The 15,841-nt window shown below is 59.1% G+C and carries 15 protein-coding genes; 5 read left to right on the forward strand and 10 right to left on the reverse strand.

Features of this window, described 5'->3' with window-relative positions; genetic code table 11:
• Window positions 1-38: 38 nt before the first annotated feature.
• The 3 genes from TM5383_RS05345 to TM5383_RS05355 all read right to left on the reverse strand — a co-directional run bounded on the left by TM5383_RS05345 (window position 39) and on the right by TM5383_RS05355 (window position 2,200).
• Window positions 39-1,166, reverse strand: a complete 1,128-nt coding sequence (locus TM5383_RS05345) for an aminotransferase class V-fold PLP-dependent enzyme (RefSeq protein ID WP_058317996.1) — start codon at window positions 1,164-1,166, stop codon at window positions 39-41.
• A gap of 108 nt (window positions 1,167-1,274) precedes the next feature.
• Complete coding sequence (locus TM5383_RS05350; protein WP_058317997.1) at window positions 1,275-1,748, reverse strand: Lrp/AsnC family transcriptional regulator; 474 nt, start codon at window positions 1,746-1,748, stop codon at window positions 1,275-1,277.
• Window positions 1,745-2,200, reverse strand: a complete 456-nt coding sequence (locus TM5383_RS05355; RefSeq protein ID WP_058317998.1) for an Lrp/AsnC family transcriptional regulator — start codon at window positions 2,198-2,200, stop codon at window positions 1,745-1,747. The genes TM5383_RS05350 and TM5383_RS05355 overlap by 4 nt, the downstream gene beginning before the upstream one ends.
• A 145-nt stretch (window positions 2,201-2,345) precedes the next feature.
• On the opposite strand from TM5383_RS05355, the gene ilvC reads away from it, so the two are divergent.
• The 5 genes from ilvC (at window position 2,346) to TM5383_RS05380 (ending at window position 6,509) form a co-directional block, all read left to right on the forward strand.
• On the forward strand, window positions 2,346-3,368 hold the full coding sequence (ilvC, locus tag TM5383_RS05360) for a ketol-acid reductoisomerase (RefSeq protein ID WP_058317999.1): 1,023 nt from the start codon (window positions 2,346-2,348) through the stop codon (window positions 3,366-3,368).
• A gap of 91 nt (window positions 3,369-3,459) precedes the next feature.
• Window positions 3,460-4,377, forward strand: a complete 918-nt coding sequence (locus tag TM5383_RS05365) for a DMT family transporter (protein WP_058318000.1) — start codon at window positions 3,460-3,462, stop codon at window positions 4,375-4,377.
• A gap of 24 nt (window positions 4,378-4,401) precedes the next feature.
• Window positions 4,402-4,854, forward strand: a complete 453-nt coding sequence (locus TM5383_RS05370) for a hypothetical protein (RefSeq protein WP_058318001.1) — start codon at window positions 4,402-4,404, stop codon at window positions 4,852-4,854.
• A gap of 77 nt (window positions 4,855-4,931) precedes the next feature.
• Window positions 4,932-5,498 carry a hemerythrin domain-containing protein gene (locus TM5383_RS05375; protein WP_058318002.1) on the forward strand — a complete coding sequence of 189 codons (567 nt, stop codon included), beginning with the start codon at window positions 4,932-4,934 and terminating at the stop codon, window positions 5,496-5,498.
• A 102-nt stretch (window positions 5,499-5,600) separates the two neighbouring features.
• Window positions 5,601-6,509 (forward strand): DMT family transporter, encoded by a 909-nt coding sequence (locus TM5383_RS05380; protein WP_058318003.1) that lies wholly within the window; start codon window positions 5,601-5,603, stop codon window positions 6,507-6,509.
• On the opposite strand, the gene folP is transcribed toward TM5383_RS05380, so the two are convergent.
• From folP to TM5383_RS05415, 7 genes are all read right to left on the reverse strand, one after another.
• Complete coding sequence (gene folP / locus TM5383_RS05385) at window positions 6,499-7,500, reverse strand: dihydropteroate synthase (RefSeq protein ID WP_058318004.1); 1,002 nt, start codon at window positions 7,498-7,500, stop codon at window positions 6,499-6,501. The two genes, TM5383_RS05380 and folP, sit on opposite strands and share 11 nt — an antisense overlap.
• A gap of 11 nt (window positions 7,501-7,511) precedes the next feature.
• Window positions 7,512-8,408, reverse strand: a complete 897-nt coding sequence (locus TM5383_RS05390; protein ID WP_058318005.1) for a dihydroneopterin aldolase — start codon at window positions 8,406-8,408, stop codon at window positions 7,512-7,514.
• Window positions 8,409-8,494: 86 nt separating this feature from the next.
• Window positions 8,495-9,151 carry a cell wall hydrolase gene (locus TM5383_RS05395; RefSeq protein ID WP_082645405.1) on the reverse strand — a complete coding sequence of 219 codons (657 nt, stop codon included), beginning with the start codon at window positions 9,149-9,151 and terminating at the stop codon, window positions 8,495-8,497.
• A gap of 186 nt (window positions 9,152-9,337) precedes the next feature.
• Window positions 9,338-11,887, reverse strand: coding sequence for a pyruvate, phosphate dikinase (gene ppdK, locus TM5383_RS05400; protein ID WP_058318006.1), 2,550 nt, complete (start codon window positions 11,885-11,887; stop codon window positions 9,338-9,340).
• Window positions 11,888-12,077: 190 nt separating this feature from the next.
• Window positions 12,078-14,138 (reverse strand): glycine--tRNA ligase subunit beta, encoded by a 2,061-nt coding sequence (gene glyS, locus TM5383_RS05405; RefSeq protein ID WP_058318007.1) that lies wholly within the window; start codon window positions 14,136-14,138, stop codon window positions 12,078-12,080.
• 1 nt (window position 14,139) lies between these two features.
• The gene (locus TM5383_RS05410) at window positions 14,140-14,667 is read right to left on the reverse strand and encodes a DUF6446 family protein (RefSeq protein WP_058318008.1); all 528 of its coding nucleotides are present in this window, start codon (window positions 14,665-14,667) and stop codon (window positions 14,140-14,142) included.
• Complete coding sequence (locus TM5383_RS05415) at window positions 14,667-15,614, reverse strand: glycine--tRNA ligase subunit alpha (protein WP_058318009.1); 948 nt, start codon at window positions 15,612-15,614, stop codon at window positions 14,667-14,669. The genes TM5383_RS05410 and TM5383_RS05415 overlap by 1 nt, the downstream gene beginning before the upstream one ends.
• Between the last annotated feature and the right edge of the window lie 227 nt (window positions 15,615-15,841).

A 15,841-nucleotide genomic window follows, 5' to 3' on the forward strand; every position in this document is an offset into this window, starting at 1 on the left:
TGAAAGGCCGCCGAGGTGAAATCGGCGGCCTTTTGGATTTAAAGAACCTTGTCCAGCGTGGTTTGCAAACGCGCCAGCGTGGCGTCCACGTCATAGAGTTTATCGAGACCAAAGAGGCCAAGGCGGAAGGTCATAAAGCCCTCAGGCTCATCACAGGCCAGCGGTACACCAGCGGCGATTTGCATACCCTCGGCCGCAAACTTGCTACCGTTCTGAATGGCCGGATCGCTTGTGTAGCTGACCACCACGCCGGGGGCGCCGAAACCTTCGGCGGCGACAGAGGTGATGCCCTTGTCTGCAAGCATGGCACGCACACCGTTGCCCAGCGCCCATTGCGCATCGCGCAGCTTGTCAAAACCATAGTCCTTGGTCTCAACCATCGTGTCGCGGAAGGCCCGCAGCGCATCGGTGGGCATGGTGGCGTGATAGGCGTGGCCACCGTTTTCATAGGCGACCATGATGTCGCGCCATTTTTTCAGATCAATGGCAAAGCTGTCAGAGGTGGTTGCGGCCAACCGTTCCTCAGCCCGCGCGGACAACATCACCAGACCTGCGGAGGGGGAAGCCGACCAGCCCTTTTGCGGTGCGGAAATCAGCACATCAACGCCGGTTTCCTTCATATCCACCCACGCACAGCCAGAGGCGATGCAATCCAGCACCATCAGCGCGCCAACCTCATGGGCGGCTGCGGCCAGCGCCTTGATATAATCATCCGGCAGGATCAACCCGGCAGAGGTTTCCACATGCGGGGCAAAGACCACATCGGGCTTGGCCTCTTGGATCGCAGCAACCACCTCTTCGATCGGGGCGGGTGCGAAAGGCTCGGCAATGCCGTTGCCGGTCTGGCGGGCCTTGAACACGGTGGTTTCAGCGGCGAAGTCGCCTGCATCGAAAATCTGGCTCCAGCGGTAGGAAAACCAGCCGTTACGCACGATCAACGCATGAGCATCGTGGCCGAACTGACGGGCCACCGCCTCCATCGCGTAGGATCCACCACCGGGCACCAAGGCGACGGCATCGGCATTGTAGACCTCTTTCAGCATCGAAGAAATATCGGTCATCACGCCCTGAAAGGCTGCCGACATGTGGTTAAGAGAGCGGTCAGTGAAGACGACCGAAAATTCCAACAGACCGTCAGGGTCAACGGTATCCAGCAGCGCAGCCATGGCACATCCTTTGTTTTCTGGGCGTATAGTGTGTTTTCCGTGCGACCTGTTTATGCGCCCCTGCGACAGGGTCCAAGGGCCAAGTTGCGCTCGGGTCGCCCAGATCGCTCACGATCCGGTGGGTAGGCCCAGTGGTCCGGGACGGCGTTCTTCGCTGAGCAGCACGTTTGCCTCTACATTACCGGCCCCCGGCAGGGTCATGATCCGGCGCCGCAGCACCCGTTCAAAGTCGGAAATGTCGCGCGCCGTGACACGCAGGCGATAGTCATACATGCCAAGGACGTGTTCGACCGTCTGCACCTCTGGGATCGCGGCGACGGCGCGCTCAAAATCCTCTAGGCTCACACGCCCCTTGGTCGCCAATTTGATCCCGAGGAAGACGGTCACGCCAAACCCCAGCTTTTCCTTATCCAGATCCAGCTTGCGGCCCGCGATGATGCCTGCATCCTGCAAACGTTTGATCCGCCGCCATGTGGCAGGCTGGCTGAGGCTGAACCGACGCCCAAGGGCCGACGCGCTTTGCGTCGCATCGCGTGACAGGGCCAAGAGGATCTGGCGGTCGATGTCATCCAGGTCGATCATATCGGCAGGCTTTCGTCTGATTTGATCCGCGCCACCTGCATCAAGGCCTCAATGTCATTGATATGAGGCAGCGTTAGGATCTGTTCGCGGTAGATATCCTGATAATGGGCCATATCGCGAGCGATCACCGACAGGCGCACGTCCACCTGCCCAAGAAAGGTTTGAATTTCCACCACCTCTGGGATCAAACGCGCCGCTTCGATAAATTCGTCAAAGGCGCGGGTCTGGGTTTTGTCCAGCGTGGTGCGCAGCGACACCTCAACCGCATATCCCAGCGCCTGCCAGTTGATCACCGCGCGGGTGCCAAGGATCACGCCGGTTTCGCGCAACTTATCCAGTCGCCGCGACAGACGCGATGCGGTCATGCCGATACGATCGGCCAGATCGGGGATGGATGTGTCAGGATCGCCCTGCATGTAGCGCAATATGCGCCGGTCCAGATCATCAAGCATGATTTAGTCGCTATTTGCTAAATTTACGAATAACTATCACATCAAGGCAGGCAATTCCATGCGTTTCTCTCTCGCACTCGTCGGTCCAATCCCTATGCTGGCCCCAGACGAAAGTTAACACACATCACAGTGAGAGGAGCGCCCGATGCGCGTTTACTACGATCGCGATTGCGACATTAACCTGATCAAAGACATGAACGTGGCCATCCTGGGCTACGGTTCGCAAGGCCACGCACACGCACTGAACCTGCGTGACTCGGGCGCGAAAAACGTTGTTGTTGCCCTGCGCGAAGGCTCCCCCTCGGCCAAGAAAGCCGAAGCCGAAGGCCTGAAAGTTATGGGTATCGCCGAAGCGGCCGCTTGGTGTGACGTGATCATGTTCACCATGCCCGACGAACTGCAGGCAGAAACCTACAAAAAATACGTTCACGACAACATCAAGCCCGGCGCAGCCATCGCGTTCGCCCACGGCCTGAACGTACACTTCGGCCTGATCGAGCCGAAAGAAGGCGTTGACGTGATCATGATGGCGCCCAAAGGCCCCGGTCACACCGTACGCGGCGAATACACCAAAGGCGGCGGCGTGCCTTGCCTGGTAGCCGTTGACACCGACGCAACCGGCAAAGCGCTGGAAATCGGCCTGTCCTACTGCTCCGCCATTGGTGGCGGCCGTTCGGGCATCATCGAAACCAACTTCCGCGAAGAGTGCGAAACCGACCTGTTCGGCGAGCAGGCCGTTCTGTGCGGCGGCATCGTAGAGCTGATCCGTTGCGGCTTTGAAACTCTGGTCGAAGCAGGCTACGCACCTGAAATGGCCTACTTCGAGTGTCTGCACGAAACCAAGCTGATCGTTGACCTGATCTATGAAGGCGGCATCGCCAACATGGACTACTCGATCTCCAACACTGCGGAATACGGCCAGTACGTCACCGGCCCGCGCATCCTGCCCTACGAGCAAACCAAGAAAGCGATGAAAGAATCGCTGCAGGACATCCAGTCCGGCAAGTTTGTTCGTGACTTCATGCTGGAAAACGCCGTTGGTCAGCCGACCATCAAAGCGTCGCGTCGTCACAACGACGAACACCAGATCGAAGTTGTTGGTCAGAAACTGCGCGACATGATGCCGTGGATCTCTGCCGGCAAAATGGTCGACAAAGCCAAGAACTAAGGGCTTGGCGGGCACGGCCCGCTGACCTAAATCCTTGGGGGCGCGCCACATTTAGGGTGCGCCCTTTTCATTTGAGAACAAAGACTTCGCCATGACAGAAACGCCCACCACTCCCGGCCTCACCAACTGGATCAAGCTGATCACCCTTGGCATTATCTGGGGTGCGTCATTTATGGCGGTCACGGTCGCGCTGGACGGGCTTGGCCCGATGACCATCGCCGCGACCCGAATCGTGATCGGTGCGTTGAGTCTGATGGCGCTGATCACCGCCATGGGCATTTCACTGCCCTCCTTTGCGACCAGACAGGGCCGCATCATCTGGGCCTGTGCGCTGGCGATGGGGCTGTTTTCAAACGCCCTGCCCTTTACCCTGCTCAGCTGGGGGCAAACCTATGTGGCCAGCGGATTTGCGGGCGTCTGCATGGCGATTGTGCCGCTGTTTGTTCTGCCGCTGGCGCATCTTTTGGTTCCCGGCGAACGGATGACCCTGCGCCGCAGCTTGGGATTTTCGGTGGGCTTCGTGGGCGTTGTGGTGCTGATCGGGCTGGACGCTTTCACCAGTGCCGGCAGTGATTATGAATCGCTGGCGCGGCTGGCCTGTCTGGCAGCGTCGCTGTGTTATGCGATCGGCGCGATTGTCACCCGCCTGTGCCCGCAGGTGAATATGCTGTCGCTTTCCGCTGCCGCGCTGTCCTGTGGCGCCGCTATGATCCTGCCCGTTGCCCTGTGGCAGGAGGGCGCGCCTGTGATGCCAGACACCAACCCCTTCCTCGCGATCCTATACCTTGGCCTGTTCCCCACGGCGGTTGCGCAGATCCTGCTGGTTCAGGTCGCCCGCTCTGCTGGTCCCGCGTTCCTGTCCACGGTGAACTATCAGGTGCCAGTCTGGTCGGTAATCTTTGGCGCAGCCCTGCTGTCCGAGGCCGTGCCGCCCCAGCTGTTCGCCGCCCTTGCACTGATCCTTGGTGGGCTACTGCTGTCACGCCAACCGAGCCGTCGCCACGCCTAAACTAACTATTGAAGCGAGAAACGAATGAAAGAGCGAGACACTGCTAAAGATTGGGCCAAAGCGATAGTAATCTGGGCCTTCCTTGGCATTTGGATATTCGCTTTCACCACGAGTCTCTATGCAGGGGGCTGCTACAAGGCCAAAAACACACCGGAAGAACGTCTCAGAATCTGCACCAATGCAAAACGCCTCAACGGATTTCTATACACAAAGCATCAAGAAGCGGGCCATAGCTTTGCAGTTGGGATGGCACTTGCCGATCTCGACAGAATGGAAGAGGCGACTGAAAGCTTCAAATTCTCCCTCTCGCACACCAATGCCGCTTATCGCATCCAAGGTCAGGCCTCTTTGCTACGCTACTTGAAAGACAATGCAAGAGGCATCAACGTGACTGACAACACCCGCACAGCGTTCTTTGCGGCTTTTGTTTCACTGCGTGGACAAACCGCCCTCGATGCTGTTCTCAGCAAACCCTAGCGCGTCGCACAGAACCGGTTCACCCCTGCACAGGCCGCCCTGTTGTACCGCGCATCGCGCATCCCCACCTGACAGTCATGACCCAATATGACATCACCGTCAGACAGGGTCTGCCCGAGGAAATGCAGACCCTGCTTCGGGAGTATCCGCGCGATGCTTGGCCGGATCACCCGAACTTCGCCGCCTCTATCGAACGTTGGATGGGGGCACACACCATGTTCCGACAGATCGCCGCAATTGTGGCCACCGACACCGAAGAGATGCTGGATAAGCAGCTGGACCCTGACTGGTACGCCATGCGGCTGGGCCATTTCGGCAACGCACTGGTGCGCAATCTGCATGGCCACCACACTTGGGAGGACCGAAAATTCTTCCCCGAGTTGATGGAGGCGGATGAGCGTTTTACCAATGGGCTAGAGATGCTGGAGGCAGATCATGACGCAATGGACGGTCTACTGGATGGGTTGGTGCAATCGTCGAACCGGTTCATCAAGCTGATGGACCTGTCACGGCAGGATGCGCCATCGGAACTGCCCGAGGTTCTCAATCAGGCGACGGGCATTCAGGCCTTCCTTGATCGTCACCTGACGGATGAGGAGGATCTGACTGTTCCGATCCTGCTGCACCACAAACTGCGTGGTTAACGCACTGCGCTGGCGGGGCCCGATGCGGCCCTGCCCTCCTAGCCCCTTGACCTTCAACGCTGAAACCTATCAGGTCGCGGCGAAGACAACGAAGGGCAACAGATGCAACCGGTGATCACCCGCGCCTCTTGGGCGATGATTTTGGGCCTTGGGCTGGTCTGGGGCGCAACCTTTATGGTGATGGAACTGGCCCTTCGCGGCATCACCCCGATTTGGCTGACCTTCGCCCGCCTCAGCTTTGCCGCGCTCTTGCTGACCCTTGTTTGGCAGATACGCGGCGGGCAGCTGTGGCTGAGTGAGGATCGCCCGTGGCACATTCTGTTGATCGCAGGCACCCTCAGCGCAGCGCTGCCCTTCATGCTGCTAAGCTGGGGGCTGCAATACGTCACCTCCGGCTTTGCCGGTGTGTCGATGGCGGCGATCCCATTGATTGTACTACCGCTGGCGCATTTCTTCTTGGTTGGGGAGCGGATGAGCCTTCGTCGCCTCATCGGGTTCATCACCGGATTTATCGGCGTCTTTATTCTGATTGGTGGACCGTCCGTGTTTCAGGCCAGCGGCACAGATGGCGAACTATGGGGCCGCATCGCCTGTGTCAGCGCCGCGATGTGCTATGGCGTCAATTCGATCATTACGCGCCGCCTGCCCGCGATTGATCCTGTGGGCCTATCCGCCTGCCTAATGCTGATCGGCAGCGTGATCATCCTGCCCGTTGCCCTGTGGGTTGAGGGCATTCCGCGCAACGTCAGTGCAGAAACCTTCGGCTATCTGGCCCTACTGGGGCTGGTGCCCACGGCGGCGGCGAACCTGCTGCGGGTGTTGGTGATCCGGTCGGCCGGATCCACCTTTATGTCGCTGACCAATTACATGGTGCCCGTCTGGTCAATCTTCCTCGGTGCTTGGGTGCTGGGGGAAGAGTTGCCAGACGGCATGCTCACCGCGCTGGCGCTGATCCTTGGCGGTGTGATGGTGTCGCAGCTGGGGGCGCTCAGACGGTTGTTTAACCGCTGACCGCCTGCCACATGTTCAATGCGGACCGCGTTTCAAACACGTCATGCACCCGCAGCACCTGCACCCCCTGCGCCACAGCGGCTAGGGCCACGGCAACAGATCCCGCCACACGGTCGCGCGGCTCTGGCGCATTGCCGAGCGTGCCGATGAATTTCTTGCGCGACACGCCCAGCAGGATCGGACAGCCGAGGCTGTGAAACAGCGAAATCCGTTTCAGCAGGGCAAGGTTGTGCTGCACTGTTTTACCAAACCCGATACCGGGATCGACCATGATCTGATCGCGCGCCACTCCAGCAGCGACCAGCGCCTCAACCTGCCCCTCGAGGAAGTCGTAGATGTCCAACAGGACCGCGTCGTAATTCGGATCGTCCTGCATGGTGGTCGGGTCGCCCAGACTGTGCATCACGCAGACCGGCAGTGTCTGATTGCCCACATAGGTCAGCAGATCGTCATCAAAGGTGAAGCCAGACACGTCGTTCACCAGATCGGCACCCGCGGCAATCGCCGCTGCGGCCACCACTTGTTTGCGGGTGTCGATGGAGATCGGCACGTTCATCTCTTCACGGATCGCCTTGATCACTGGGGCTGTGCGTTCGATTTCCGCCTGACGCTCCACCTCTTCCGCGCCGGGACGAGTGGATTCGCCGCCCACGTCGATCATATCGGCCCCCTGATCGCGCATCGCATGGGCATGACGCAGCGCCTGCGCAATCCCCTGATGTTCACCGCCATCGCTGAAACTGTCAGGCGTCACGTTGAGGATGCCCATGATCTGCGGCTGGCTAAGATCAAGACGGGCGATATCTGCACGCGGCGCGGTCAGCCGGTCGCGCATTTCCCCCGGCAGATCGAGGGCCGAAATGCGTTGCGGCGCGTCATGGCGGCTGAGGACTTCGACCTCAGCAAACCATGCCCAACCACCGGCCAGTGTCAGCGCATGGTCGGGTCGGGAGGGATCGGTTTGTACGATGGGACGATAGTAGGCTTGCATCTTATCCCCCCTCAGATCGCGATGGTCTTGCAGGGCAGGTCCAGCGCCGGCGCGTCCGCGCCAATCACCACCAGATCCAGTGCGTCCATCTCTGCGGCAAACCACGCCACCAGCGCCGCACCATCAACGGTTTCCGGCGGGGTGGTGGCATCCAGCACCATTTTGGCAGGGGCCCAAATGCTGACATGTCCCTGTTTCATCGCCCAGTCGAGTTCCGTGCGCGTGTTCGCCACGTTCAGGCGTTCGTCCCGCGCCATCAGGGTCCATGCGGCCTGATCAACCTGCAACAGATCAATATTCAGCTGCGCACGTGCATTCGCCACCGTATGATCACCAGCAATAGGGGGCTCCAGGCATAGGATCAGCGGAGCCTCCCCCGTCAGATCATCCAACCACTGCGGCAGAGCATTCGAAGATTGCGCTGCACGGCTGAGGTAGGCCAGACGAGGGCGCACATTCTGGTCTTCCGCGCGCCCTGCCACATCGGCACGGCTGCGCACGATTTCAACACCCAGTTTGAAAGGTCCCCGATCCAGCTTCTCAATCCGCAGAAACACCCGCATCGCCTGCGGTTCCGCCAAAATGCGGGCGGCAATGTTGTCGGCCAGCGTTTCCAAGAGGTTTAGACGTTCGGAGGCCAATTCAATGGCAATCGCCTCTGTCACCTTGTCGTAGGACAGGATGCGATCCACGTCATCCTCTAGCGGGGCATCAACCGGCGCCACCTCAACCGCGACGTCGAAGGACAGACGTTGGGTCAGGTCTCGTTCCACCTGAAAAGCGCCGATTTCCACCTCAACCACATGATCACGCACAGAAATCCGATCCAATGGCGCGGTGGCCATTGCAGCAGCACGCTCTTCGGGATGGGCGAAAGCCTGAGTGATTTCAGAAGCGGTGTCAGACATGGTCAGCCTCTCAGCATGTGCAAATAAAAAGGGGGCAATGCCCCCTTCCCTTCAGCTAGCCCAATTGTCGTGGTCCGACAAGAGCCTCACTTCATCGAAACTTCGGTCGGATGACGATAGAAATGATGCACACCGATCGTGGTGGTGCGGGCGAATTTACGCGACCAGCTGGGGCGTACCGCTTTGGTGTGGTAGTAGGTTGCGTTGTCCGTCAGTGTCCGCGGCGCACCGTTGATCATCAGCTGTGCAACCTTCGATACACGATCAAAGGCCTGTTGTTCATGCACAACCTCGGCATGACCGTCGCAGGTGTAGGTGAACTGGCACTGATATTTGCGCCCAGTCCCTTGATTGACCACACCGCAGATCGTGTCTGGGAAACGGGCAGAGTCCACACGGTTCAAGATCACTTCGGCCACTGCGAATTGGCCTTTGACACTTTCGCCGCGCGCCTCAAAATACAGTGCCTCAGAAAGGCAGGCCCATTCTTCGTCACCTTTAGCGGCGGGCAGGCCGTCCAGATAGGCGCGGGTATAGTTCACCTTCGCCGGCGCTTTTTGCGGATTGAACAGACGCTCCAGCAAACCCGGGCGCACGGATACCAAGCCACGGCGTTCCTGCTGCAATACATCCTGCACCTTTGCTTCGGCACTGGCGGTGCCTGCAAAGGGGGCAGCAACAGCCATTGACAGCGCCAGTGTCAGCGCCGCCCAACGAGCAGACTTCAGAACTTTGCGATCCATGACGATCTCCTGTTTCAGTTCTCGTAGAGCCCCCGCTCCTGCGAGTGAACGTGAATAAACAGGCGGCCAAATAGCTAAAATACCGCGAATAGTCCAGCAGATGAGAAAAACGGCGCGCACGATACGCAGACGCCTACTATTTCTCAAGTGAAATTTTCAGGAAACTTATGCAAAAACCACAAGGCTTTAGCTATTTCTAAGACCCACCTTTTCCATCACTGCAAATTGTGCGGCGGCCAACCGTGCTACGGGCACACGGAAGGGCGAACAGGACACATAGTTGAAACCTGCCGCGCGAGAAAAGGCGATTGATTCGGGGCTGCCCCCATGTTCACCGCAAATCGACAGAACCAGATCCGACCGCGCGCTGCGACCCCTTTCTGCGCCGATCTGCAAAAGTTCGCCGACGCCTTCGGTGTCGAGTTCGTGAAACGGATCTTCGGGGAACACGCCTTGCTGCACATAGGCCGACATGAAACGCCCCGCGTCATCGCGCGAAAGGCCATAGGTCATCTGCGTAAGGTCGTTGGTGCCAAACGACAGGAAGGATGCGTGCGGTGCAATCTCCCCCGCCTTCAACGCTGCGCGCGGTGTTTCCACCATCACACCCAGACGATAATCAAATTCCTGCCCCTGCTCGTTGCGCACGGCGGCCGCGACAGCATCGATACGGGTTTTCACCAGTTCCACCTCACGTTTGGCGGATACCAATGGGATCATGATCTCAGGTACGACAGCGTCACCGTCCTGACTGGCCTCGATCGTGGCCTCAAAGATCGCACGCGCCTGCATGTCGTAAATCTCTGGCACGGTGATACCCAACCGGACGCCACGCATACCCAGCATCGGGTTATATTCGCCCAATGCCTCAACTCGACGGGTCACATCGGACAAGGGCAGATCCAGCGCCTCTGCCAATTCACGATGGCCCGCACGATCAGACGGCAGAAATTCATGCAAAGGCGGATCAAACAGGCGGATGCAGACAGGCTTGCCCTGCATAATGCGGAACAGTTCGGAAAAGTCTGCCCGCTGCATCGGCAACAAACGATCGAGCGCCGCCGCGCGGTCCTGCGATGTATCTGCGAAAATCATCTCTCGCATCACGGTCAGACGATCAGCATCAAAGAACATGTGTTCGGTCCGGCACAGACCAATCCCTTCGGCAGCAAAGTTTTTGGCTGTTTGCGCATCTGCCGGCGTATCGGCATTGGCCCGAACGCCAATATCGCGCACCTCATCCGCCCATGCCATCAAACTGCGGAATGCGTCATCCTGTGCAGCTTCTAGCATTGGCGGTTCACCCCACAGAACTTCGCCATTGCTACCGTCAATGGTTACTGTATCGCCGGCGTGCAATTCGCGGCCATCTGGCGCGACCAGCATTTTCTTGCGAATGTGAAACTTGATATCCGATGCGCCGACTACACAGGGCAAACCAATACCGCGCGCAATCACCGCAGCGTGGCTGGTCATCCCGCCCCGTTCTGTCAGAACGGCGGCGGCGGCGTGCATGCCACGGATATCTTCGGGGTTGGTTTCGCGGCGTACCAGAACGCAGGCTTCTCCGCGGGCGGCACTGGCCTGTGCCTCATCAGCGGTGAACACAATGCGCCCAGTGGCAGCGCCAGGGCTGGCGGCAATGCCGGTGGCCAGTGTGTCACGCGGTGCAGCTGGATCAACCTGACGGTGCAGCAATTCGTTGATGGCGCGGGGATCAATACGGGTCAGCGCCTCTTCGCGCGGGATAATCCCATCCTCAGCCAGACTGACAGCGATCCGCACCGCCGCACGGGCGGAGCGCGCAACGCGCACACCGTCCAGAATATGCACGCGGCCGTTTTCGATAGTAAACTCTGCCTGCATTTCCTCACGCAGGCGCTCCCGCATCAGACGGGTATGTTCCAAGAGCTGTTCAAACGGTTCCGGCAGCACCGCTTGCAGCGACGGACCGCGATCGTCCTCCTCAAGAAACATCGAGGCAGAGCGGTTTAGAAGCGCATCGCGCCCCTGCGACTGGCACATGTAGCGGCCAGTGATCTGCGCTTCGCCGGTTTTGGAGTTGACCAGCTGGATTACACCAGACCCACACTCGCCCAGACCAAGTCCATGCGCCATTTCCTGCACTACAAGGCCAAGGCCCGCATCCGCAGGCGCGCCCTTTGCCTGCCGCAAGAGCCGCGCGGTCGTCCCCTCCCATGCGCGGGCCATTGATCGCAGCACCTCGGCCAGTTGCACGGCGGGATCTTGGGGAAATTCCTCTTCGGTTTCATCCTCATAGGCGCGCAAAGCTTCACTTAGGGCATCGGCGCTATCCGGCAGGATGTGGTCGAACATATCGGGGTCGAGGCGGGCAACGTGAATCGCATAGGCCTGCACAAAGCGCAGGTAGATCGAACTGGCCGCGTCACGTCCCAGCGTTTCGCACAGATCGACAAAACGCGCGTCATTCATGCCGATGTTCAGCACCGCACCGGGACCGCCCCAATCGGGATCCTCGGACGATGGGCGCACACAAAGCAGCGCATCTTCGCCAAAGGGGGCCAGCATTGCCGCCATATCCGGCATGTCCCCCGCCGCAATGCCATGCACCTCATCAAAGGATAGCGCGACGGTTTTCGGCACCGGCAGGTCCAGACGCACCAGACGCTGCAGGCATTTCGCCCGCCCACCATGGGTGTCGGTCGCCAGTTTGGCGGTTGGGGTGATGACGGTAATTTCTTGATCGTGCTGCACTGCCGCATCCTTTCTGCGTCACTGCAGCATAAACGGGATGGGCAGTAAGGCAAGGGAAGCTTCGGTGTGAAACGCGAGGGAATGAGCGCTGAATGACATCATTTTGCACAGCGATGCTACGCACGTTAGGAAACAAAAAGGCCGAGGGGATGAACCCTCGGCCTTCTGCAATTCAGTCAAAGCTGGGCGTTCAGCCCTCAACCCGCGTCAGGTCGGCCACACCACCACAGATCTGGCGGATACGGCTAAGGAGGTTCAGGCGGTTACGGCGCACGATCTCATTGTCGCTGTTGACCTGCACCCCTTCAAAAAAGGCGTCAATCGGCGCGCGCAGCGCGGCCATGGCAGACATCGCGGCCTCAAAATCCTCGCCCTGCATCGCGGGAGCAATCGCAGCGGCGGCTTGATCCAACGCAGCAAACAGCGCCTTTTCCTCATCGGTTTCAGCGAACTTCACGTCCGCGCCGAAGGAATATTCAACACCATCCTTATCCTCAGCCTGTGTCAGGATGTTGTTGGCGCGTTTGTAGCCCTGCAACAGGTTTTCACCATCATCAGTCTTCAGGAAAGCCCCCAGCGCACGGGCGCGTTTGACCAAGAGCGTCAGGTCATCATTGCCCGGCATCGACAGGCAAGCGTCAATCACGTCGTGGCGCAGGCCCTCATCCTTCAGGTAGACCTTCAGACGGTCATGGAAGAAGGACAGAAGGTCAGCGGCATCCGCACCCTCATAGCCCTTACCAAACACCTCAACCAAGCTGGCGCGCACACCGTTTTCCAGCACCAGACGGATCACACCCAGTGCGGCGCGGCGCAGGGCGTAGGGGTCTTTGGAACCGGTGGGCTTTTCATCAATCGCCCAGAAACCAGTGAGCGTGTCGATCTTATCCGCCAGCGCCACGGTGGCGGAAACCGGCGCGGTGGGCACATCATCGGACGGGCCGAGGGGGGAATAGTGTTCCTCACACGCGGCAGCGACATCAGACGGTAGGCCAGCAGCCTCAGCATAGTAGCGGCCCATCAGACCCTGCAATTCAGGGAATTCATAGACCATTTCCGAGCTGAGGTCCGCCTTGGCCACCCGTGCGGCCTGTTCGGCCAGATCGGCGTCGACACCCAGAACAGGTGCAATGTCACGCGACAGGGCGGTGATACGGTCAATCCGTGCGGCCTGCGTGCCCAGTTTGTTGTGGAAGGTCACATTGGACAGCTGATCGGTCCATGCCTCCATCCCCGATTTCGCGACGCGCAAGTCGTTGGTCCAGAAGAATTTGGCATCCGCCAGACGAGCGGATAGCACCTTTTGGTTGCCCGCCAGAATTGTTGCGCCCTGATCTTTGGTTTCACGGTTGGCAACCGTAATGAATTTCTCAATACGGCCCGTTTTGGGGTTCTTCACACTGAAGAATTTCTGGTGCTCTTTCATCGAGGTTTGCAGAACCTCGGCGGGCAATTCCAGAAACTCCTCATCAATGGCACCCATCAGAACGACGGGCCATTCGACCAGACCTGCGACCTCACGCAGCAGCCCCTGATCCTCAACCACTTCCAGACCAGAGGCAAAGGCCTGATTGGTCGCGTCCTGCCAGATGGCATCAGCACGTTCCGCAGGGTCCAGAACCACATGGTCGCGCTTCAGCTTCACCGCATAATCGTCAAACGAGGTGACAGCAAAACGGCCCGATCCCATGAAACGGTGGCCTTCGGTCGTGTTGCCAGATTTAATGCCGTCGATGTCCAGATCGACAACCTCTGCCTCGCCCGCCTCATTCGTCAGAATGCAGAGGATCGAGTGCAACGGACGCACCCAACGCAACGCGCCCGCGCCCCAGCGCATGGATTTCGGCCAGGGGAAGTTGCGAATGGTGGCTTCCAGCACTTCGGCGATGATCTCTGCCGCGGGGCGACCGGGCTTTTCGATGGTGGCGAAATAAACTGCGCCTTTGGGCGTGTCGCGCTCTTCGAGCTGGTCCATGGTCAGACCGGCGCCGCGCAGGAAGCCTTCGATGGCTTTTTCAGGCGCACCAACCTTCGGGCCCTTGCGCTCTTCACGCACAGTGGGGCTTTCGGCCAGCAGACCCTCCAGCGCCAGCGTCAGACGGCGGGGTGTGGAAAAGGCGGCGGCGCCAGCGTAGGTCAATCCGGCGTCTACCAGACCGTCAGTGATGCGTTTTTTCAGATCCTCGGCCGCTTTGCCTTGCATGCGGGCGGGGATTTCTTCGGAAAAGAGTTCGATCAGCAAATCGGGCATATCATTCACCTTCCGGGGGTGTAGGGCAGTCTGCGGGGGTGGGTTGACCGTCAAAGACAACCTCACCGCAATGGTTGATCTGGTGCCAGACATAGCCGCGTCCGTCGTCCATCACGGCGACAATGCGGTCGATGCCATAGCGGTGGTTTTCCTGCCCCATGAAGGCCAGCGCCTTGCCGCTTTCCAGCGCAGCGCCCACTTCCTTGGCATCAAAACAGTCAAACCAGCCGGGCGCCACCAGCGGGGCGGCACCTTCGTAAATTTCGTAGGTCTCGGTCATCATGGCCTGAGACATGGGGGTGGTGAAACAGGCACGGTAGCGGATGGGCGAGCTGTCAGAATCAATTGCCTGAAAATCCTCATATAGGATCGGCTCTGCCTGACCGGTTGCCAGCGACGTCATCACCACGTCATCCGTACCCGTGGCCTGCACCTCATCATAGTAGGCGTAGACCTGCAGGTAATACATCGCGATACCGGCGATGACAGAAATCACGATAAGTGCCCCCGCAATCAGCTTGCCTGCCATTACGCGCCCGCCTCGGCAGTGGCGTCATAGCCCCCTGCCGTCGTCAGCACAAAGGCATCCGCGCATTGTTTGGCCAGCGCACGCACACGACCGATGTAGGCCTGACGTTCGGTGACCGAGATCACACCACGCGCGTCCAAGAGGTTAAACAGGTGGCTGGCTTTGATGCACTGATCATAGGCGGGATGCGCCATAATGATGCGTTTGCCGGTTTTGGGATCCATATGCTCTTGCGCCAGGATCTTCTCACACTCGGCTTCGGCTTCTTCGAACTGTTTCAGCAGCACATCAGTGTTGGCCACGTCGAAGTTCCAGCGCGCGTATTCTTCTTCGGTCTGTTTAAACACATCACCGTAGGACAGCGCGATGGTTCCGTCGGGATCGTTGAACGGCATGTCCATCACATGATCGACGCCGAGGATATACATCGCCAGACGTTCCAGACCATAGGTCAGCTCACCAGACACCGGCGTACAGTCATGACCGCCAACCTGTTGGAAATAGGTGAACTGGCTCACTTCCATACCGTCACACCAAACCTCCCAGCCAAGGCCCCAAGCGCCCAGCGTCGGGCTTTCCCAGTCATCCTCAACAAAACGGATGTCGTGCATGTCCATGTCGATGCCGATCGCCGCGAGGGAGCCCAGATACAGCTCTTGCAGGTTCGGCGGCGACGGTTTGATCAGCACCTGATACTGGTAGTAGTGCTGCAAACGGTTGGGGTTTTCACCATAGCGGCCATCGGTCGGACGGCGCGACGGCTGCACATAGGCCGCAGCCCAAGGGCGCGAACCGAGAGAGCGCAGCGTGGTCGCCGGGTGGAAGGTGCCTGCGCCCACTTCCATGTCATAGGGCTGCATCACGGCGCAGCCTTTGCCTGCCCAGTAATTCTGAAGTCTCAGGATGATTTCCTGAAAACTGCGCGGCTTGCTGATCGTTTCTGTCATGGCTCCGTCCACACTGCCCTGTTCAAACCTTCGCTAAGGCCTTTGTACCACCGGAGCGCGGGTCAAAACGGCGCGAAATCAACAGTGGCAAAAGGTGCTGGCCCTACCTACGGGGGCAACAGCACGGGGTCAATTGCATCAGAGCGCATTATTTAAGTGCAGGACCCACTGAATTTGTTAAAAGGGCGCCCATACGTACAGACGCGACAGGTAAGGATACCCCTGAT

The sequence above is a fragment of the Thalassovita mediterranea genome (genome assembly GCF_001458435.1).
GTDB lineage: Bacteria > Pseudomonadota > Alphaproteobacteria > Rhodobacterales > Rhodobacteraceae > Thalassobius > Thalassobius mediterraneus.

What these genes read in the sequence shown, in the direction of transcription:
- TM5383_RS05345 (WP_058317996.1), bottom strand. Translation starts at nt 1,166, where the DNA reads ATGGCTGCGCTGCTGGATACCGTTGACCCTGACGGTCTGTTGGAATTT.
- TM5383_RS05350 (WP_058317997.1), bottom strand. Translation starts at nt 1,748, where the DNA reads ATGATCGACCTGGATGACATCGACCGCCAGATCCTCTTGGCCCTGTCA.
- TM5383_RS05355 (WP_058317998.1), bottom strand. Translation starts at nt 2,200, where the DNA reads ATGCTTGATGATCTGGACCGGCGCATATTGCGCTACATGCAGGGCGAT.
- ilvC (WP_058317999.1), top strand. Translation starts at nt 2,346, where the DNA reads ATGCGCGTTTACTACGATCGCGATTGCGACATTAACCTGATCAAAGAC.
- TM5383_RS05365 (WP_058318000.1), top strand. Translation starts at nt 3,460, where the DNA reads ATGACAGAAACGCCCACCACTCCCGGCCTCACCAACTGGATCAAGCTG.
- TM5383_RS05370 (WP_058318001.1), top strand. Translation starts at nt 4,402, where the DNA reads ATGAAAGAGCGAGACACTGCTAAAGATTGGGCCAAAGCGATAGTAATC.
- TM5383_RS05375 (WP_058318002.1), top strand. Translation starts at nt 4,932, where the DNA reads ATGACCCAATATGACATCACCGTCAGACAGGGTCTGCCCGAGGAAATG.
- TM5383_RS05380 (WP_058318003.1), top strand. Translation starts at nt 5,601, where the DNA reads ATGCAACCGGTGATCACCCGCGCCTCTTGGGCGATGATTTTGGGCCTT.
- folP (WP_058318004.1), bottom strand. Translation starts at nt 7,500, where the DNA reads ATGCAAGCCTACTATCGTCCCATCGTACAAACCGATCCCTCCCGACCC.
- TM5383_RS05390 (WP_058318005.1), bottom strand. Translation starts at nt 8,408, where the DNA reads ATGTCTGACACCGCTTCTGAAATCACTCAGGCTTTCGCCCATCCCGAA.
- TM5383_RS05395 (WP_082645405.1), bottom strand. Translation starts at nt 9,151, where the DNA reads ATGGATCGCAAAGTTCTGAAGTCTGCTCGTTGGGCGGCGCTGACACTG.
- glyS (WP_058318007.1), bottom strand. Translation starts at nt 14,138, where the DNA reads ATGCCCGATTTGCTGATCGAACTCTTTTCCGAAGAAATCCCCGCCCGC.
- TM5383_RS05410 (WP_058318008.1), bottom strand. Translation starts at nt 14,667, where the DNA reads ATGGCAGGCAAGCTGATTGCGGGGGCACTTATCGTGATTTCTGTCATC.
- TM5383_RS05415 (WP_058318009.1), bottom strand. Translation starts at nt 15,614, where the DNA reads ATGACAGAAACGATCAGCAAGCCGCGCAGTTTTCAGGAAATCATCCTG.